The 16557-nt window shown below is 68.6% G+C and carries 26 protein-coding genes; 25 read left to right on the top strand and 1 reads right to left on the bottom strand.

Features of this window, described 5'->3' with window-relative positions:
* Positions 1-2 precede the first annotated feature (2 nt).
* The 25 genes from rplP (at position 3) to truA (ending at position 16089) form a co-directional block, all read left to right on the top strand.
* Entirely contained in the window at positions 3-422 is a 420-nt protein-coding gene (gene rplP / locus AC54T1_RS10340; protein WP_484345693.1) for a 50S ribosomal protein L16, read from the top strand.
* Complete coding sequence (rpmC, locus tag AC54T1_RS10335) at positions 422-661, top strand: 50S ribosomal protein L29 (RefSeq protein ID WP_484345694.1); 240 nt, start codon at positions 422-424, stop codon at positions 659-661. The genes rplP and rpmC overlap by 1 nt, the downstream gene beginning before the upstream one ends.
* Before the next feature lie 7 nt (positions 662-668).
* Complete coding sequence (gene rpsQ / locus AC54T1_RS10330; RefSeq protein ID WP_484345695.1) at positions 669-971, top strand: 30S ribosomal protein S17; 303 nt, start codon at positions 669-671, stop codon at positions 969-971.
* Positions 972-1112: 141 nt separating this feature from the next.
* The gene (rplN, locus tag AC54T1_RS10325; protein ID WP_198732596.1) at positions 1113-1481 is read left to right on the top strand and encodes a 50S ribosomal protein L14; all 369 of its coding nucleotides are present in this window, start codon (positions 1113-1115) and stop codon (positions 1479-1481) included.
* Between the two features lie 2 nt (positions 1482-1483).
* Positions 1484-1834, top strand: a complete 351-nt coding sequence (gene rplX / locus AC54T1_RS10320) for a 50S ribosomal protein L24 (RefSeq protein ID WP_484345696.1) — start codon at positions 1484-1486, stop codon at positions 1832-1834.
* Complete coding sequence (rplE, locus tag AC54T1_RS10315) at positions 1834-2403, top strand: 50S ribosomal protein L5 (protein WP_484345697.1); 570 nt, start codon at positions 1834-1836, stop codon at positions 2401-2403. The genes rplX and rplE overlap by 1 nt, the downstream gene beginning before the upstream one ends.
* Before the next feature lies 1 nt (position 2404).
* On the top strand, positions 2405-2590 hold the full coding sequence (locus AC54T1_RS10310; protein ID WP_012867931.1) for a type Z 30S ribosomal protein S14: 186 nt from the start codon (positions 2405-2407) through the stop codon (positions 2588-2590).
* Positions 2591-2665: 75 nt separating this feature from the next.
* On the top strand, positions 2666-3064 hold the full coding sequence (gene rpsH, locus AC54T1_RS10305) for a 30S ribosomal protein S8 (RefSeq protein ID WP_484345698.1): 399 nt from the start codon (positions 2666-2668) through the stop codon (positions 3062-3064).
* A 24-nt stretch (positions 3065-3088) separates the two neighbouring features.
* Entirely contained in the window at positions 3089-3628 is a 540-nt protein-coding gene (rplF, locus tag AC54T1_RS10300; protein WP_484345699.1) for a 50S ribosomal protein L6, read from the top strand.
* Positions 3629-3630: 2 nt separating this feature from the next.
* Positions 3631-4002: a 50S ribosomal protein L18 gene (gene rplR, locus AC54T1_RS10295; protein ID WP_484345700.1), complete on the top strand. Its 372-nt coding sequence runs from the start codon at positions 3631-3633 to the stop codon at positions 4000-4002.
* 40 nt (positions 4003-4042) lie between these two features.
* Positions 4043-4708, top strand: coding sequence for a 30S ribosomal protein S5 (rpsE, locus tag AC54T1_RS10290; RefSeq protein ID WP_484345701.1), 666 nt, complete (start codon positions 4043-4045; stop codon positions 4706-4708).
* Complete coding sequence (rpmD, locus tag AC54T1_RS10285; protein WP_348592434.1) at positions 4708-4890, top strand: 50S ribosomal protein L30; 183 nt, start codon at positions 4708-4710, stop codon at positions 4888-4890. Before rpsE ends, rpmD begins: the two co-directional genes overlap by 1 nt.
* 2 nt (positions 4891-4892) lie before the next feature.
* Positions 4893-5492, top strand: a complete 600-nt coding sequence (rplO, locus tag AC54T1_RS10280) for a 50S ribosomal protein L15 (protein WP_484345702.1) — start codon at positions 4893-4895, stop codon at positions 5490-5492.
* Positions 5493-5689: 197 nt separating this feature from the next.
* Positions 5690-6979, top strand: a complete 1290-nt coding sequence (secY, locus tag AC54T1_RS10275; RefSeq protein WP_496911885.1) for a preprotein translocase subunit SecY — start codon at positions 5690-5692, stop codon at positions 6977-6979.
* Positions 6976-7566 carry an adenylate kinase gene (locus tag AC54T1_RS10270; RefSeq protein ID WP_484345704.1) on the top strand — a complete coding sequence of 197 codons (591 nt, stop codon included), beginning with the start codon at positions 6976-6978 and terminating at the stop codon, positions 7564-7566. Before secY ends, AC54T1_RS10270 begins: the two co-directional genes overlap by 4 nt.
* A gap of 15 nt (positions 7567-7581) precedes the next feature.
* Positions 7582-8412 (top strand): type I methionyl aminopeptidase, encoded by an 831-nt coding sequence (map, locus tag AC54T1_RS10265; RefSeq protein WP_484345705.1) that lies wholly within the window; start codon positions 7582-7584, stop codon positions 8410-8412.
* A gap of 212 nt (positions 8413-8624) precedes the next feature.
* Complete coding sequence (gene infA, locus AC54T1_RS10260; protein ID WP_024286981.1) at positions 8625-8846, top strand: translation initiation factor IF-1; 222 nt, start codon at positions 8625-8627, stop codon at positions 8844-8846.
* Positions 8847-8925: 79 nt separating this feature from the next.
* Positions 8926-9039, top strand: a complete 114-nt coding sequence (rpmJ, locus tag AC54T1_RS10255; RefSeq protein WP_018682809.1) for a 50S ribosomal protein L36 — start codon at positions 8926-8928, stop codon at positions 9037-9039.
* A gap of 203 nt (positions 9040-9242) precedes the next feature.
* Positions 9243-9617 (top strand): 30S ribosomal protein S13, encoded by a 375-nt coding sequence (rpsM, locus tag AC54T1_RS10250; protein WP_484345706.1) that lies wholly within the window; start codon positions 9243-9245, stop codon positions 9615-9617.
* 96 nt (positions 9618-9713) lie between these two features.
* The gene (rpsK, locus tag AC54T1_RS10245; RefSeq protein WP_484345707.1) at positions 9714-10121 is read left to right on the top strand and encodes a 30S ribosomal protein S11; all 408 of its coding nucleotides are present in this window, start codon (positions 9714-9716) and stop codon (positions 10119-10121) included.
* Between the two features lie 135 nt (positions 10122-10256).
* On the top strand, positions 10257-11261 hold the full coding sequence (locus AC54T1_RS10240) for a DNA-directed RNA polymerase subunit alpha (RefSeq protein ID WP_484345708.1): 1005 nt from the start codon (positions 10257-10259) through the stop codon (positions 11259-11261).
* A gap of 57 nt (positions 11262-11318) precedes the next feature.
* Complete coding sequence (gene rplQ / locus AC54T1_RS10235; RefSeq protein ID WP_496911884.1) at positions 11319-11867, top strand: 50S ribosomal protein L17; 549 nt, start codon at positions 11319-11321, stop codon at positions 11865-11867.
* A gap of 127 nt (positions 11868-11994) precedes the next feature.
* Positions 11995-14241 carry a DUF6541 family protein gene (locus AC54T1_RS10230; protein WP_496911883.1) on the top strand — a complete coding sequence of 749 codons (2247 nt, stop codon included), beginning with the start codon at positions 11995-11997 and terminating at the stop codon, positions 14239-14241.
* Between the two features lie 104 nt (positions 14242-14345).
* Positions 14346-15116: an alpha/beta fold hydrolase gene (locus AC54T1_RS10225; RefSeq protein ID WP_496911882.1), complete on the top strand. Its 771-nt coding sequence runs from the start codon at positions 14346-14348 to the stop codon at positions 15114-15116.
* A gap of 73 nt (positions 15117-15189) precedes the next feature.
* Positions 15190-16089 (top strand): tRNA pseudouridine(38-40) synthase TruA, encoded by a 900-nt coding sequence (gene truA / locus AC54T1_RS10220; protein ID WP_496912067.1) that lies wholly within the window; start codon positions 15190-15192, stop codon positions 16087-16089.
* Between the two features lie 24 nt (positions 16090-16113).
* Here truA and AC54T1_RS10215 read toward each other — a convergent pair whose 3' ends face one another.
* Positions 16114-16527, bottom strand: a complete 414-nt coding sequence (locus AC54T1_RS10215) for a DUF5709 domain-containing protein (protein ID WP_484345712.1) — start codon at positions 16525-16527, stop codon at positions 16114-16116.
* Positions 16528-16557 lie beyond the last annotated feature (30 nt).

Below are 16557 nucleotides of genomic sequence, written 5' to 3'. Positions count from 1 at the left end.
CGATGCTTATCCCGCGCAGGCTCAAGCACCGCAAGCAGCACCACCCCGGGCGCTCCGGCGCCGCGACGGGTGGGACCACGATCGCGTTCGGCGAGTACGGCATCCAGGCTCTCGAGCCCGCCTACGTGACGAACCGTCAGATCGAGGCTGCTCGTATCGCCATGACCCGCCACATCAAGCGTGGTGGCAAGGTCTGGATCAACATCTACCCCGACCGTCCGCTGACCAAGAAGCCGGCGGAGACCCGAATGGGTTCAGGTAAGGGTTCCCCCGAGTGGTGGATCGCGAACGTCAAGCCGGGGCGGATCGTCTTCGAGCTCGCCGGCGTCGACGAGCCCCTGGCCCGTGAGGCCATGCGGCGCGCGATCCACAAGCTCCCGATGAAGTGCCGTTTCGTGGTGCGCGAGGGTGGTGGCAACTGATGGCTATCGGTAGCAAGGACCTGGCTCCCAGTGAGCTGGACGGTCTCGACAACGACCAGATCGTTGCCGAGCTCGAGAAGGCCAAGAAGGAGCTCTTCAACCTCCGTTTCCAGTCGGCCACCGGCCAGCTGGAGAGCCACGGGCGACTCAAGGCTGTTCGTCGCGACATCGCGCGGATCTACACGATCCTGCGCGAGCGCGAGCTCGGCATCCGTACCGCACCGAGCGTGAGTGAGTGAGGCTGACATGAGCGAGAACGTGACTGGAGCAGCAGCTTCAGAGCAGGAAGTCGCCGCCGCCCGGCCGAACCGCAAGACGCGGCGCGGCTACGTGGTGAGTGACAAGATGGACAAGACCGTCGTCATCGAGGTCGAAGACCGGGTCAAGCACCCGCTCTACGGTAAGGTGATCCGGCGCACCAGCAAGGTCAAGGCGCACGACGAGCAGAACTCTGCTGGTGTCGGCGACCTCGTCCTCATCATGGAGACCCGCCCGCTGTCCGCGACCAAGCGGTGGCGCCTGGTGGAGATTCTCGAGAAGGCCAAGTAGTCCTCTGCTGCTCGGGGGACGGGTCCGGCACCGCCGGACCCGTCCCCGGGCAGCGCCCGGTCTTACTGCAGTGCTTGACAGTTATCCGTTCGGCAAGGCTCGCACCGTGCGAGAACCAGCTCGACGACAGGAGTTCATTACATGATCCAGCAGGAGTCGCGACTACGTGTCGCCGACAACACGGGCGCCAAGGAGATCCTTTGCATCCGCGTTCTCGGGGGCTCGGGCCGTCGCTACGCCGGTATCGGTGACACCATTGTCGCCACCGTCAAGGACGCCATCCCCGGCGGCAACGTCAAGAAGGGCGATGTGGTCAAGGCCGTCATCGTCCGGACCGCCAAGGAGCGCCGCCGTCCCGACGGTTCCTACATCAAGTTCGACGAGAACGCTGCCGTCATCCTCAAGAACGACGGTGAGCCCCGCGGAACCCGCATCTTCGGCCCGGTGGGCCGCGAGCTGCGCGACAAGAAGTTCATGAAGATCATCTCGCTGGCGATGGAGGTGCTCTGACCATGGCGAAGATCAAGAAGGGCGACACGGTGATCGTGATCGCCGGCCGCGACAAGGGCAAGACCGGGCGCGTCCTCGAGGTCCTCACGGACTCCGACCGCGTCATCGTCGAGGGCGTCCAGCGTGTGACCAAGCACGTCAAGGTCGGCCAGAGCCAGCGTGGGACCCGCACGGGTGGGATCGAGACCGTCGAGGCCCCGATCCACATCAGCAACGTGCAGTTCTACGACGCTGAGGCCAAGCGTGGCAAGCGGCTCGGTGCGCGCACCGAGCAGGTTGAGCGCGACGGTCGTACCCGCACGGTGCGCGTTCGCGTGACCCGTGGTCACGGCGACACCGAGAAGGACATCTGATGAGCACCGAGACGTACGCAAAGGCTCAGCCGCGCCTCAAGGCGCGCTACGCCGAGGAGATTCTTCCCGGGCTCCGCGAGGAGTTCGGCCACGCCAACGTCAACCAGGTTGCTGGCCTGACCAAGATCGTGGTCAACATGGGTGTCGGTGACGCAGCGAAGGACTCGAAGCTGATCGAGGGCGCGATCCGCGACCTCACGGCGATCACGGGTCAGAAGCCCCAGGTCACCAAGGCACGCAAGTCCATCGCACAGTTCAAGCTGCGTGAAGGGATGCCGATCGGCGCGCACGTCACGCTCCGCGGCGACCGCATGTGGGAGTTCGCTGACAGGCTCCTGTCGATCGCCCTCCCGCGTATCCGTGACTTCCGTGGGCTCTCGCCCAAGCAGTTCGACGGGCACGGCAACTACACGTTCGGTCTCACCGAGCAGGCGATGTTCCACGAGATCGATCCCGACAAGATCGACCGCGTGCGCGGAATGGACATCACGGTAGTGACGACCGCAACCACAGACGCCGAGGGCCGTTCGCTTCTCAAGCGTCTCGGCTTCCCCTTCAAGGAGAACTGACATGGCGAAGAAGGCCCTGGTCAACAAGGCCGCCGCGAAGCCCAAGTTCGCGGTGCGCGCCTACACCCGGTGCCAGAAGTGCGGTCGCCCGCACTCTGTCTACCGCAAGTTCGGACTCTGCCGTATCTGCGTGCGCGAGATGGCGCACCGCGGTGAGCTTCCCGGCGTCACGAAGAGCAGCTGGTAACAACTACGTCGCAGGTCCAGGGCGCGCCCGAGCGGTGCGTGCTGGATACCCCGGCGAGGAAGGGCTGAAGCCCAAATGACAATGACCGACCCGATCGCAGACATGCTTACGCGTCTGCGTAACGCGAACTCGGCTTACCACGACACGGTCACCATGCCGTTCTCGAAGCTGAAGTCGCACATTGCTGAGATTCTGCAGGCCGAGGGATACATCACCGGCTGGAAGGTCGAGGACGCGCCTGTGGGCAAGTACCTCACCATCGAGCTGAAGTTCGGACCTAACCGCGAGCGTTCGCTCGCGGGCGTGCGACGGGTGTCCAAGCCCGGTCTGCGCGTGTACGCGAAGTCCACCAACCTGCCCAAGGTGCTCGGTGGCCTCGGCGTGGCAATCCTGTCCACGTCGTCCGGCCTCCTCACCGACCGTCAGGCCGCAAAGAAGGGCGTGGGTGGGGAAGTCCTCGCCTACGTCTGGTAATCGAGAGACGGAGAGGAGATAGCCATGTCCCGTATCGGCAAAGTCCCCGTCCCGGTTCCTTCCGGAGTGGACGTCACCATCAGCGGCGCACTCGTGACGATCAAGGGCCCCAAGGGTTCGATCGAGCACGTCGTGCCTGCCCCCATCGAGGTCACGCGTAGCGAGGACGGCTCCCTTGTGGTTGCCCGTCCGGACGACGAGCGTGCATCGCGTTCGTTGCACGGCCTGACTCGCACCCTCCTGGCGAACATCATCACCGGTGTCACCGAGGGCTACGAGAAGAAGCTTGAGATCGTCGGCACGGGTTACCGCGTCACCGCGAAGGGCTCCGACCTGGAGTTCGCGCTCGGTTTCAGCCACCCCGTCGTCATCACGCCCCCCGAGGGCATCGCCTTCGCTGTCGAGGCCCCGACCAAGTTCTCGGTCAGCGGCATCAGCAAGCAGCAGGTGGGCGAGGTCGCTGCGAACATCCGCAAGATCCGCAAGCCGGAGCCCTACAAGGGCAAGGGTGTGCGCTACGCCGGCGAAGTTGTCCGCCGCAAGGCCGGAAAGGCTGGTAAGTAACCATGGCTCTCAAGATCATGGGCAAGGGCAAGGCTGTCGCGCGTCAGCGCCGCCACCTCCGCCTGCGCAAGAAGGTCTCAGGCACGGCTCTCCGGCCGCGCCTGGTGGTTACGCGTTCCGCTCGCCACATCACGGCGCAGGTCGTCGACGACACCGTCGGCAAGACCGTCGCCTACGCATCCACCATGGAGGCGGACCTCCGGGCCGCCGAGGGGGACAAGAGCGCCAAGGCTCGTCGGGTCGGCGAGCTCGTCGCCGAACGCGCGAAGGCACTTGGCATCGAAGCGGTCGTCTTCGACCGCGGCGGCAACAAGTACCACGGCCGGGTGGCAGCAGTCGCCGACGGGGCCCGCGAAGGCGGTCTGGCCCTGTGATGACGCGAACCACCTCCGCATCGAAGCAAAGGACTCTCTGATGGCTGCAGGGCAGCGCAGCACCACCGGCGCCCCCACGGGCGGCGCCACCACTGAGAACAACGATCGCCGCAACAACGACCGCCGCGGTGGCGGTCGTGGCGACGGTCGCCGCGGTGACGCCGCCGAGAAGAGCGCTTTCGTCGAGCGCGTCGTCACCATCAACCGGGTCGCCAAGGTCGTCAAGGGTGGTCGTCGCTTCAGCTTCACCGCGCTCGTCGTGGTGGGCGATGGCGACGGAACCGTCGGCGTCGGCTACGGCAAGGCCAAGGAGGTGCCCGCGGCGATCGCCAAGGGCGTCGAGGAAGCGAAGAAGAACTTCTTCAAGGTTCCTCGCATCCAGGGCACGGTGCCGCACCCCATCACGGGTGAGGCTGCGGCAGGCGTGGTGTTCCTGCGCCCCGCCGCTCCGGGTACCGGTGTGATCGCCGGCGGTCCGGTCCGTGCAGTGCTCGAGTGCGCCGGTATCCACGACGTGCTGTCGAAGTCGCTCGGTTCCTCCAACGCGATCAACATCGTCCACGCGACGGTCGCGGCGCTCCGGGGCCTCGAGCTCCCGGAGGCTGTTGCTGCTCGTCGTGGCCTGCCGCTCGAGGACGTCGCGCCCCACGCGATGCTCCGGGCACAGGCGGCCGGCAAGGCTGCGGCAGCTGGGGTAGGTGCATGATGGCCCGTCTCAAGGTGACCCAGCTCAAGTCCGCCATCGGCGGCAAGCAGAATCAACGCGACACCCTGCGCACGCTGGGCCTCAAGCGGATCGGCGACACCGCCGTGAAGGAAGACCGCCCTGAGATCCGCGGGATGGTCGCGACGGTGGCGCACCTCGTCGCCGTCGAGGAGGTCGAGTAACCATGGCTGAGAAGTCGAAGAAGGACGCTGCGGTCGAGGCCGCAGACGCTCCTGTGAAGAAGAAGGCAGCCCCGAAGAAGGCTGCGACGACGAAGGCTGCGACGACCGAGAAGGCGGCCCCCAAGGCCGCTGCCGCGGACGTCGCTCCTCTGGGCGCTGGTGGCACCCTCAAGGTTCACCACCTCCGTCCCGCCCCGGGCGCGAAGACGGCCAAGACGCGCGTCGGTCGCGGCCAGGGCTCGAAGGGCAAGACTGCGGGTCGCGGAACCAAGGGAACGAAGTCTCGTTACCAGGTCCGCCCCGGCTTCGAGGGTGGCCAGATGCCGCTGCACATGCGGCTTCCGAAGCTCCGTGGCTTCAAGAACCCGTTCAGGACCGAGTACCAGGTCGTCAACCTCGACAAGCTCTCCGCGCTGTACCCCGAGGGTGGCTCCGTCACCGTCGAGGACCTCGTGGCGAAGGGCGCGGTCCGCAAGGGCCAGCTCGTCAAGGTTCTCGGCACCGGTGAGGTGACCGTGAAGCTTGCGGTCTCGGTGGATGCCCTCTCGGGTTCCGCCAAGGACAAGATCCTTGCCGCTGGTGGTTCCGTCTCGGAGGACTGAGACACACAGCAGGGCCGGTCGCGCGCAGCGCAACCGGCCCTGCTTCTTTGTCCAGAGCTCAACAGCTCGAGGTGAACTGATTCCCGTGCACCACGCCACAGCGGATAAGGTTCGTGGGGTGCCGGCGGACCGGCGCCTTCTCACCCGCCGGCTCGCCGGTGATCACACACCCGCCACCGGCGGACCAGGAGGAATAGATGCTCAGCGCATTCGCTCGGGCGTTTCGGACGCCTGACCTGCGGCGCAAGCTGCTGTTCACGATCATGATCATGGCGCTGTTCCGCGTCGGTTCCTTCGTGCCGTCGCCCGGCGTCGACTACGGGAACGTGCAGCAGTGCCTCGCTGCGGGTGGCACGAGCGACATCCTCGGTCTCGTCAACCTGTTCAGCGGGGGTGCGCTGCTCCAGCTCTCGATCTTCGCGCTCGGGATCATGCCGTACATCACGGCCAGCATCATCGTGCAGCTGCTCCGGGTGGTCATCCCCCGTTTCGAGGCGCTGCACAAGGAGGGCCAGTCCGGGACCGCGAAGCTCACGCAGTACACGCGGTACCTGACGATCGCTCTCGCGGTCCTCCAGGCCACGACCTACGTGACGATGGCACGGACCGGACAGCTGCTGCCGGGCTGTGACGTCATCCCGAACGACAGCTTCATGGCGTCGCTGCTCATCGTCATCACGATGACCGCCGGGTCCGGCCTCATCATGTGGCTCGGTGAGCTCATCAGTGAGCGGGGCGTGGGCAACGGCATGTCGCTGCTGATCTTCACGTCCATCGCAGCGAGCTTCCCGCCCGCGCTCTGGTCGATCGCTGGCGGCAACGACGGCGCGACGAAGTTCATCGTGGTCCTGCTCATCTCGCTCCTCATCGTCGTGCTCGTGGTGTTCGTCGAGCAGTCGCAGCGGCGTATCCCCGTGCAGTACGCGAAGCGCATGGTCGGTCGCAAGATGTACGGCGGTTCCAGCACGTACATCCCGATCAAGATCAACATGGCTGGCGTCATCCCCGTCATCTTCGCGTCGTCGCTGCTCGCGGTACCCGGCCTCATCGCGCAGTTCGCCGCGCCTGAGGCCGACTGGGTGGTCTGGGTCCAGGCGAACGTCGTGAACACCGGCGCTCCGCTGCACATCGCGCTGTACGTCGCGCTCATCCTCTTCTTCTGCTTCTTCTACACGGCGATCACGTTCAACCCGGACGAGGTTGCCGACAACATGAAGAAGTACGGCGGCTTCGTCCCCGGTATCCGTGCCGGGCGGCCGACCGCCGAGTACCTCGACTACGTCATCACGCGCATCACCTCCGCCGGTTCGGTGTACCTCGCGTTGGTCGCGCTGATCCCCACGATCGCCTTCCTCGCGCTGGACATCTCGACGAACATCCCGTTCGGCGGTACCTCCATCCTCATCATCGTCGGCGTCGGTCTCGAGACTGTGAAGCAGATCGACTCGCAGCTCCAGCAGCGCCACTACGAAGGGTTCTTGCGATGAGCGCACGGCTCGTACTCCTCGGTCCGCCCGGAGCGGGCAAGGGCACCCAGGCCGCTCGGCTCGCGTCACGTCTCGGTGTCGAGGCGATCTCCACGGGCGACATCTTCCGCAGCAACATCAAGGGCGGGACGGAGCTGGGGCTGCTGGCCCAGCAGTACACCGCGAAGGGTGAGCTCGTCCCGGACGAGGTCACCAATGCGATGGTCCGCGACAAGCTCGCGTCGATGGTCTCCGGAGCGCCGGAGGACCTCGGGTTCATCCTCGACGGGTACCCCCGCAACGTCGCGCAGGTCGGAGAGCTGGACGCGATCCTTGACGAGCTCGGTGTCCGGCTCGACGCGGCGGTCGAGCTCACGGCGGATGCCGACGTGGTGGCTGAGCGGCTGCTCAAGCGTGCTGCGCTGGAAGGCCGGGACGACGACACGGAAGAGGTCATCCGCCATCGCCTGACGGTGTACACGGAGCAGACCGCTCCGATCGCGGCGGTGTACGAGCAGCGTGACGCGCTCGTCCGGGTCGACGGCCTGGGTGAGGTCGACGAGGTCACCGACCGCCTGCTGGCAACCCTCGCGCACGCGATCGGCTGAAGGGCGGGGGAGCGGATGTTCGGCCGGGACCGCATCGAGTACAAGACCCCCGCGCAGATAGCCGTCATGCGACGTGCGGGACTGGTCGTCGCCGAGGCGCTCAGCGCCGTGCGCGAGTCCGCGCAGCCGGGGATCACGACCGCGGAGCTCGATGCCGTCGCCGCCTCGGCCATCGCGCGTGCTGGTGCGACGTCCTCGTTCTTCGGGTACCACGGGTATCCCGCGACCGTGTGCATCTCCGTGAACGACGAGGTGGTCCACGGGATCCCCGGCGCGCGCACGCTGGAGGCGGGCGACCTGGTCTCGGTCGACTGCGGCGCCGTCGTGGACGGCTGGCACGGCGACTCGGCGGTGTCCTTCGTGCTCGGCGAGGGCTCGCCTGCCGACGAGGCCCTCGTAGCGGCGACGGAGGCCGCGATGTGGGCGGGAATAGCCGCTCTGGCGACAAGCTCCCGGGTGTGCGACGTGGGAGAGGCCATCGAGCGCTCGATCGTCGCGTCGGGGGAGTCCGACGGGACCCGGTACGGGATCGTGCAGGAGTACGTCGGGCACGGCATCGGCTCGTCGATGCACCAGGCACCGGACGTTCCCAACTTCCGGACGCGTGAGCGCGGTCCCCGGTTGCGGCATGGGATGTGTCTCGCCGTGGAGCCCATGGTGACCCGGGGCGAACCCTCGACGCAGGTGTGCGAGGACGACTGGACGGTTGTCACGAGCGATGGTTCTCGGGCTGCGCACTGGGAGCACAGCGTCGCTCTGCTGGAGTCCGGCGTGCTCGTGCTCACCGAGCCCGACGGTGGCGCTGCTCGGCTCGCCGGCCTCGGCCTCACCCCCGCCCTCGTCTGACCATCCCCTCTGACCGGCCGCCGCTGCGGTCAGGCCGACGTCAGCGGCGGTTTACGTGCCCTCGGACATGCCGTAGGATGGTCCGTTGGGTGTGTAGTGCTAGCGCGCTGCCACCGCCAATCCACGTCAGACCGTTGCCACGCGTGCTTCGTGCGCGCTGGGTGAGCGGTGTGGTCGTGGGCAGGAGTTCGTCACGAGAGTTAGCGGAGGATATGGCGAAGAAGGACGGTGTCATCGAGATCGAGGGCAGCGTGGTCGAGGCACTGCCGAACGCGATGTTCCGCGTGGAGCTTGCCAACGGCCACCGGGTGCTCGCTCACATCTCGGGCAAGATGCGTCAGCACTACATCCGAATCCTCCCTGAGGACCGGGTGGTCGTTGAGCTGAGCCCGTACGACTTGTCCCGTGGCCGGATCGTCTACCGCTACAAGTAACCACCACTCGAACAACGCTGCCTAGCGAGCGGGGGACCGTCGTCCCCGTGCGTCGGGATGCGGCGGCGGAGGAACCACGATGAAGGTCAACCCCAGCGTCAAGAAGATCTGCGACAAGTGCAAGGTGATTCGCCGGCACGGTCGCGTCATGGTCATCTGCGAGAACCTGCGTCACAAGCAGCGCCAGGGCTGACGCCCTGGGACTACTCGTCCCGGTTCGGACAGTACGACCAGTGCCCCCCTCGTCCTCGGGGTGAGCACGACCAGCGCATCACCACCGGATCGACACGGCCCAGCCGGCGTCGGTCCGTGAACCCCCGGTCGGAGGCCGGGGCTCGCAGGACGCGAGCGGTGGTGCGGTAGACCTCCGATGGCAGTACAGGAGCCGGAAGGCACATGGCACGTCTTATCGGTGTCGACCTCCCCCGCGACAAGCGGCTCGAGGTTGCACTCACCTACATCTACGGCGTCGGCCGTACCCGCGCCCAGCAGACGCTGGCCGCCACGGGCATCAGCCCGGACGCGCGCGTGAAGGACCTCGGCGACGCCGAGCTCGTCTCGCTGCGTGACTACCTGGAAGGCAACTTCAAGCTCGAGGGTGACCTCCGCCGTGAGGTCGCTGCCGACATCCGCCGCAAGGTCGAGATCGGTTCCTACGAGGGTCTGCGTCACCGCCGCGGGCTTCCTGTGCGCGGTCAGCGCACCAAGACGAACGCGCGCACCCGCAAGGGCCCCAAGCGCACCGTGGCCGGCAAGAAGAAGGCCCGCTAGCCCGAGCAGCAGCTCGCTGGGCCGGAGCCCTGACGCATCGCGCGCCACCGCCCGCCCGCGCGACCCGAAGACCTCAATCCAGGAGAGAAACAGCACATGCCTCCCAAGACTCGCGGCGCCCAGGGCGCACGCAAGCCTCGCCGCAAAGACAAGAAGAACATTGCCATCGGCCAGGCGCACATCAAGAGCACGTTCAACAACACCATCGTGTCGATCACGGACCCCTCGGGCGCTGTGATCTCCTGGGCCTCGTCCGGCCAGGTCGGTTTCAAGGGCTCGCGCAAGTCCACGCCGTTCGCTGCGCAGCTCGCAGCGGAGGCGGCCGCGCGTCGCGCCCAGGAGCACGGCATGAAGAAGGTCGACGTCTTCGTCAAGGGTCCCGGCTCCGGTCGTGAGACCGCGATCCGCTCGCTCCAGGCCGCTGGCCTGGAGGTCGGCTCCATCCAGGACGTCACCCCGCAGGCGCACAACGGGTGCCGCCCGCCCAAGCGTCGCCGGGTCTGATCCTGTTCGAGCGGTGACCGGGCACGCCTCGCGGCGTGACCGGTCACCGAGCATTCCAGCCTCACGCCGGGCCCGTGACACGGGTCCGGCTCGTAGTGCGTCATATAGCGGACGCACGCTGAAAGGAACCCACCAGTGCTCATCGCACAGCGCCCCACCCTGACCGAAGAGGTCATCTCGGAGACGCGGTCCCGCTTCTCCATCGAGCCGCTCGAGCCCGGTTTCGGCTACACGCTCGGCAACTCGCTGCGCCGCACGCTGCTGTCCTCCATCCCCGGGGCTGCCGTGACGTCGATCCGGATCGACGGTGTCCTCCACGAGTTCACCACGGTGCCCGGTGTCAAGGAAGACGTCACCGAGATCATCCTCAACATCAAGAACCTCGTCGTCTCCTCCGAGAACGACGAGCCCGTCGTGATGTACCTGCGCAAGCAGGGCTCGGGTGCGGTCACCGCGGCTGACATCGTCCCGCCGGCGGGCGTGGAGGTCCACAACACGGACCTGCACATCGCCACGCTCAACGACAAGGGAAAGCTCGAGATCGAGCTCACCGTCGAGCGCGGTCGCGGGTACGTCTCGGCGCAGCAGAACAAGTCGTACGACGCCGAGATCGGTCGGGTCCCTGTCGACTCGATCTACTCGCCGGTGCTCAAGGTCACCTACAACGTCGAGGCGACCCGAGTGGAGCAGCGCACCGACTTCGACAAGCTCATCGTCGATGTCGAGACGAAGCAGGCCATGGCGCCCCGTGACGCACTGGCCTCCGCGGGAAAGACCCTCGTCGAGCTGTTCGGTCTGGCCCGGGAGCTCAACGTCGAGGCTGAGGGCATCGAGATCGGCCCGTCCCCGACGGACGCCGCTCTCGCCGCCGACCTGGCGCTGCCGATCGAAGAGCTGCAGCTGACGATCCGGTCGTACAACTGCCTCAAGCGCGAGGGCATCCACGCCGTGGGTGAGCTCGTGGCACGGAGCGAGGCCGACCTGCTCGACATCCGCAACTTCGGCGCGAAGTCGATCAACGAGGTCAAGGACAAGCTCGCGGAGCTCGGCCTCTCCCTCAAGGACTCGCCGATCGACTTCGATCCCTCCACCGCGGACTACTACGACGGTGAAGACCCGGAAGACGAGCAGTACACCTGACTTCAGGGCCGACCGGGTGACCGGACAGCTCGACCAATCCTCTAAGGAGCAAGAACAATGCCTACCCCCACCAAGGGTGCACGGCTCGGCGGTAGCCCGGCACACGAGCGCCTGATCCTCGGCAACCTCGCCGCGAGCCTCTTCGAGCACGGCCGCATCACGACGACCGCCACGAAGGCGAAGCGTCTGCAGCCGTTCGCGGAGCGCCTCATCAGCAAGGCCAAGCGCGGTGACCTGCACTCGATCCGCCAGATTGCCAAGACGATCAACAACAAGACCCCTCGTCGTCCCGACGAGCCCGGTGACGCGAACACGATCCTCCACCGCCTGGTGACGGAGATCGCGCCCGCGGTTGCCGAGCGCAAGGGCGGGTACACGCGCATCACGAAGGTCGGCAACCGCAAGGGTGACAACGCGCCCATGGCGGTCATCGAGCTCGTGCTCGAGCCGCTGAGCCCGAAGCAGGCTGTCGTGCGCGAGGCCGAGAAGGCTGCGAAGAAGAGCGCGCCGAAGGCTGCGCCGGTCCAGGAGGCGCCCGCGGAGGCGACCGCCGAGGCCGACGCTCCGGCGGAGTCGTCAGCGGAGTCAGGCTCCAGCGACAGCTGAGGCCACACTGGCGGCGCCCCCGGCGCCGCGTAGCGCAGCTGGGCCCGGATCGAGACCATCTCTCGGTCCGGGCCTTCGTGCGTGCGCTACCGTCTGACCTGATATCCGATCGACGAGGGGACACGGCGTGGCTTGGCTGACGCTCGCCGCGATGTCCATGCTGTTCGTTCTCCTGCTCGTCCTTCCCGGGGGGATCGTCCTGCGCATCCTCGGGGTGCGCGGCGTCACCGCGGTGGGCGCCGGCCCAGCGGTGTCCAGTGCGCTCTGGGCGTGTGCCGCGATCGCGCTCGCCGGGCTCGGCATCGAGTGGCGGCTGGGGAACGCCGCTGCCGCCGTGGCGGTGATGCTCGGGCTGGTCGGGGTCGTCGCGACGCGTGCGCGGCGGTCACGTAGGTCGGGTGGGCAGGCGTCCGGTCGTCCGCGCGGCGCTACGGACCCGCGAGCTGCGCTGGCCACCGCGGCCGAGAATCTGCGCCGTTCCTGGGCGTTCCTCCTTGTTCTCGTCCTCGCCTCAGCGCTGGCCGTCGTGCCCGTCGCGGCCGGTATGGGGGCGCCGGACGCTCCGCTCCAGCAGTGGGACGCGGTGTTCCACCTCAACGGCGTCGCGCTGATCCGGGAGACCGGCGACGCGACGTCGCTGGACGGCCTCTACGGGCAGGGCGCGCACGTCTACTACCCGACGGTCTGGCACTCGCTCGTGGCACTCCTCCCCGCGGCCGCGGTCCCCGGGATGTTCGACGTGAGCGCTGCGGCCAACGCCTCGACGCTGGCGATGGTGTCTCTCGGGTGGTTGTTGGGGCTCGCTGCATGGGCGCGTGAGGTCTTCCCGGAGCGCAGAGGTGCTCCGACGCTCGTCGTCGCCCTCGGGGGCGGGTTCTCGATGTTCCCGACAGTCCAGCTGAGCACCCTGGCGCAGTGGCCCAACGCGATGTCCGTCATGCTCATCCCGGGGGCGTGCGCGCTCGTCGTGGCTGCGGTGCGCTCCCTGCGTGGGTCTGACGCCCGGGGAGCCGGCGAGGCCGAGCGGGTGAACGGCGGCGCGCCGGGTGCGCCTGATCCGCAGGGGACTGGCGCGCCGCCCTCTGCGCCGCCCTCTGCGCCGCCCCGCTGGGCCCTGTGTGGCGCGGCACTTCTCTCCGTCGGGGGTGTCGCCGCGACGCACGGCAGTGGTCTGTTCGGGCTGGCGGTCGTCGTCGGGCCGTACGTCGCGGTGGCGCTGTGGTGCGTCGCGCGGGACGCGTACCGGGACGGGCACAGACGCCGGGTCCTGGCCTGGTGCGCCGGGGTGCTCCTGCTGGGTGGTGGTGCGACGGCTGTGCTGCTCTCGTCGCCGGTCGTCGCCGTGCTCCTCAACTTCGAGCGAGCGGGGCAGCGAGGCTACCCGGCCTCCGTGCTGCGCACGGTGTTCGACGGGGTGCTCACGGGAGGGCCCGGGAACGTCGTCCTGTCCGTCGCCGTCCTCGGCGGCGCGCTCGTGCTCGTCCGGGCGCGCAGACACCGGTGGCTGATCGTCTCGGCCGCGCTGGTCTGTGCCCTCACGGCGGTCGCTGCGGGGCCGCCGAGCCCGATCCGAGCAGTGACCGGCCTGTGGTACTCCCAGGGGGCGCGTATCGAGGCGCTGTACCCGATCCCGGCGACGCTCCTGGCTGCGGTCGGCCTCGCCTGGGTCGCGCAGCGGCTCACGGCGGTCTGGGTCGGCCTCATGCGTGGGCGCGGTCCTGGATCGCCCGGAACGACAGCCGCGGGGTCCCTCGCTGATGCGGCTGACGACGACGCACGCGCGATCGCAGCCGCGACGGAAACAGCCGCGGCCGGTGTGTGGGCGGGTCGTGAGCATCCGGACCCGCCCGATCGCCAGCGCCCGGCGATCGTCGGTCTGGTGGTGCTCGCCGTCGTCGTCTCCGGCGGGTTCCAGGCCGGTGAACGGGTGGGACGCTACGCCGAGGCCTACGACCCGAGCCGCATCCGGTGGGGCACGATGCTCAGCGAGGCCGAGATCGAGCTCCTGCGTGAGCTGCCCGGGACGCTGCCCGACGATGCTCGGATCCTCGGCGACCCGTCGGACGGCGCAGCGCTCGCCTACGCGCTGTCCGGTGTGGACGTGGTGCTCCCGCAGCTCGGGACGAGCCGGATGGACGAGCACCAGGCGTACCTGCGTGCCTCGTTCCGCGACATCGGTGACGATCCGCTCGTGTGCGAGCACCTCGCAGCCACCGGGGCCACCCACCTGTACGTGGACCCCACCGGTCCGGGCGACGGCGCCAAGGACGACACGTTGTCGCCCGGGCTCCAGGACATCGACACGACCTCGGGCGTGAGGCTCGTCCGCTCGGCCGGTGACGCGCGCCTGTTCGAGATCACGGCGTGCGGGTGACAACCGGTTGCATGAGAAGCGGTTGCAGCTCCTCGGTCGGTGGCGGCGCCTGACTGGCTCGCAGGGCACCCGCGGTGAGCTGCGGCGTGTGGGAGCATCGACGGATGAGCGAGACGGTGCGGGCCGTGGACCACGCCGGGACCCACCCCAGCCCGGTCGTCCTGATCCACGGGATCAGGACGTCCGGCACGATGTGGAGGGCCCAACGGGAGGCCCTCGAAGCAGCGGGTCATGCGGTCGCAGTGCCCGACCTCCCCGGGCACGGTGCACGGATCGGCGAGCGGTTCGACGTCGACGGGGCGCTCGGAGCGATCGATGAAGCGGTCGACCAGCTCGGCGGACAGGCCGTCGTCGTCGGGCTCTCGCTCGGCGGCTACCTGGCGATCGCCTACACGGCGCGCCATCCGACGAAGGTCCGGGGGCTGCTCGCTGCAGGGTGCTGCACAGCACCGTCCACGCCGCTGCGCCGTGCGTGGTTGCGCATCGCCCGGGTGATCGAGGCCTCGCCCGACGGCGGAGAGTGGCTCAACGCCTTCATGGTGCGGCGGCTCCTGCCTGAGCAGGGCGCGGTGGACGTCGGTGCAGGTGGCTTTGCGCTGAAGGTCATGACGCCCGCCCTGGAAGCCGTCGGTGGGCTCGACCCGCTCCGCGACCTCCGCCACCTTGCCTGTCCCGTGTGGATCGTCAACGGGCAGTTCGACCATTTCCGGATGGAGGAACGCGCCTACCTGCGTGCGGCCCGCTCCAGCGGGCAGCGGGTCCGTCACGTCGTCATCCCCGGAGCGCGACACCTCGCGAGCCTCGATCGTCCGGTGGCCTTCTCGCGGGTGATCCTCGAGGCGCTGGACGAGCTCGACCCGCCTGCCCGGGCGTGACGGGCACACGGGCGTGGCGGGCACACAGCGGGCAGCGGTCCGGGTGTCGTCGGAGCTCGCCGAGTGCGAGATCATGGAGGGCGTGATCCGCATTCGTCTCGACCTCGCCTACCAGGGGACCGGCTTCGCCGGGTGGGCGGTCCAGCCCGGCCTGCGGACCGTCCAGGGCACCCTCGAGGCGGCGTTGGAGCGGGTGCTGCGGGTGCCGGCACCGCGCCTCACCGTCGCAGGCCGCACCGACGCCGGCGTGCACTCGCGGGGCCAGGTCGCCCACCTCGACGTCGAGGCTGAGGTGTGGGAGCGCCTGCCCTCGCGTTCTGGCCGCACGCCCGGCGATGCGCTGGTGAGCCGGCTCGCCGGGGTGCTGCCGAGGGACGTCGTCGTGCACCGGGCCGGCGTCGCACCGGCGGGGTTCGACGCGCGCTACAGCGCGACGCTCCGCCGCTACACCTACCGGATCGCTGATGCGGCCTCGACGCGGGACCCGCTGCGCCGGGAGTGGACGGTGTGGGTGAAGAAGCCCCTCGACGTGGCGGCGATGCACGAGGCGTGCCAGGCGCTGCTCGGGGTGCGCGACTTCGCCGCGTTCTGCCGACCCCGGCCGGGTGCCACGACGATCCGCCACCTGCAGGAGCTGAGCTGGACGCGTCCTGAGTCGGGCCCGGACGCGGGGCTCGTCGTCGCGTCCGTCCGCTCCGACGCCTTCTGCCACAACATGGTCCGCGCGCTGGTCGGTGCCTCACTGACGGTGGGCGAGGGGCGTGCGCCGGTCGCGTGGCCGGCGCAGGTGCTCGCGCGTGGGGTGCGGGAGAGCCGGGCTCCGGTCGTCTCGCCCGACGGGCTCGTCCTCGAGGCGGTCGTCTACCCCCCGGACGCGGAGCTCGCGGCGCGCGCCAGGCTCGTGCGTGCTCGTCGCACCGACGAGGACGTGTGGACCGACGAGCCGCGGTCAGAGGCCGCCCCAGCCGACTGACCAGGCTGAGGCGGCCTCCGGGGGTCAGTCCGTGGGTTCGCTGATGACGTGCATCGCCGCGTCCTCGGCGCCGACACCCGCGGAGCTGCCCTCCTCCACGGCGAACACATCGTTCTCCTGGCCGTCGAGGGCGAGCGCGTCGGCTGCCAGCTCCCCGGCGCGATCGACGTCCGCGCCGTCCGGGTTCTCGAGGTCGGGGGCCTCCCACACCTCAGGCTCCTCCTCAGCGAGGCGGAGGTCGTGGGGCTCCCCGTGGGTCTCCTCCCACGGGGTCTCCCCGTAGTGGTTCTGCCGTGGCTCGTCGGGCGGGGAGAACCCCTCGTCGAGCAGCTGGTCCACGTCGGCGCCAGACATCGTGTCCTCGCCGCCGAGCTGGTTCGAGTCGCCCTCGGAACCGAGGGCGGGATCTGTGCTGGTTGCTGGTGTGTCTTCGCTCATGCCTTCCACGGTCGCACCGTCCGGCCGCCT

The sequence above is a fragment of the Sanguibacter sp. Z41_6 genome (assembly GCF_059621145.1).
Note: the sequence above shows the minus strand (reverse complement) of the source record. Positions and strands in the feature narration are given on the sequence as shown.

Excerpts from the sequence above, each read along its gene's own strand:
- rplP (WP_484345693.1), top strand. The coding sequence starts at position 3 with ATGCTTATCCCGCGCAGGCTCAAGCACCGCAAGCAGCACCACCCCGGG.
- rpmC (WP_484345694.1), top strand. The coding sequence starts at position 422 with ATGGCTATCGGTAGCAAGGACCTGGCTCCCAGTGAGCTGGACGGTCTC.
- rpsQ (WP_484345695.1), top strand. The coding sequence starts at position 669 with ATGAGCGAGAACGTGACTGGAGCAGCAGCTTCAGAGCAGGAAGTCGCC.
- rplN (WP_198732596.1), top strand. The coding sequence starts at position 1,113 with ATGATCCAGCAGGAGTCGCGACTACGTGTCGCCGACAACACGGGCGCC.
- rplX (WP_484345696.1), top strand. The coding sequence starts at position 1,484 with ATGGCGAAGATCAAGAAGGGCGACACGGTGATCGTGATCGCCGGCCGC.
- rplE (WP_484345697.1), top strand. The coding sequence starts at position 1,834 with ATGAGCACCGAGACGTACGCAAAGGCTCAGCCGCGCCTCAAGGCGCGC.
- AC54T1_RS10310 (WP_012867931.1), top strand. The coding sequence starts at position 2,405 with ATGGCGAAGAAGGCCCTGGTCAACAAGGCCGCCGCGAAGCCCAAGTTC.
- rpsH (WP_484345698.1), top strand. The coding sequence starts at position 2,666 with ATGACAATGACCGACCCGATCGCAGACATGCTTACGCGTCTGCGTAAC.
- rplF (WP_484345699.1), top strand. The coding sequence starts at position 3,089 with ATGTCCCGTATCGGCAAAGTCCCCGTCCCGGTTCCTTCCGGAGTGGAC.
- rplR (WP_484345700.1), top strand. The coding sequence starts at position 3,631 with ATGGCTCTCAAGATCATGGGCAAGGGCAAGGCTGTCGCGCGTCAGCGC.
- rpsE (WP_484345701.1), top strand. The coding sequence starts at position 4,043 with ATGGCTGCAGGGCAGCGCAGCACCACCGGCGCCCCCACGGGCGGCGCC.
- rpmD (WP_348592434.1), top strand. The coding sequence starts at position 4,708 with ATGGCCCGTCTCAAGGTGACCCAGCTCAAGTCCGCCATCGGCGGCAAG.
- rplO (WP_484345702.1), top strand. The coding sequence starts at position 4,893 with ATGGCTGAGAAGTCGAAGAAGGACGCTGCGGTCGAGGCCGCAGACGCT.
- secY (WP_496911885.1), top strand. The coding sequence starts at position 5,690 with ATGCTCAGCGCATTCGCTCGGGCGTTTCGGACGCCTGACCTGCGGCGC.
- AC54T1_RS10270 (WP_484345704.1), top strand. The coding sequence starts at position 6,976 with ATGAGCGCACGGCTCGTACTCCTCGGTCCGCCCGGAGCGGGCAAGGGC.
- map (WP_484345705.1), top strand. The coding sequence starts at position 7,582 with ATGTTCGGCCGGGACCGCATCGAGTACAAGACCCCCGCGCAGATAGCC.
- infA (WP_024286981.1), top strand. The coding sequence starts at position 8,625 with ATGGCGAAGAAGGACGGTGTCATCGAGATCGAGGGCAGCGTGGTCGAG.
- rpmJ (WP_018682809.1), top strand. The coding sequence starts at position 8,926 with ATGAAGGTCAACCCCAGCGTCAAGAAGATCTGCGACAAGTGCAAGGTG.
- rpsM (WP_484345706.1), top strand. The coding sequence starts at position 9,243 with ATGGCACGTCTTATCGGTGTCGACCTCCCCCGCGACAAGCGGCTCGAG.
- rpsK (WP_484345707.1), top strand. The coding sequence starts at position 9,714 with ATGCCTCCCAAGACTCGCGGCGCCCAGGGCGCACGCAAGCCTCGCCGC.
- rplQ (WP_496911884.1), top strand. The coding sequence starts at position 11,319 with ATGCCTACCCCCACCAAGGGTGCACGGCTCGGCGGTAGCCCGGCACAC.
- AC54T1_RS10225 (WP_496911882.1), top strand. The coding sequence starts at position 14,346 with ATGAGCGAGACGGTGCGGGCCGTGGACCACGCCGGGACCCACCCCAGC.
- truA (WP_496912067.1), top strand. The coding sequence starts at position 15,190 with ATGGAGGGCGTGATCCGCATTCGTCTCGACCTCGCCTACCAGGGGACC.
- AC54T1_RS10215 (WP_484345712.1), bottom strand. The coding sequence starts at position 16,527 with ATGAGCGAAGACACACCAGCAACCAGCACAGATCCCGCCCTCGGTTCC.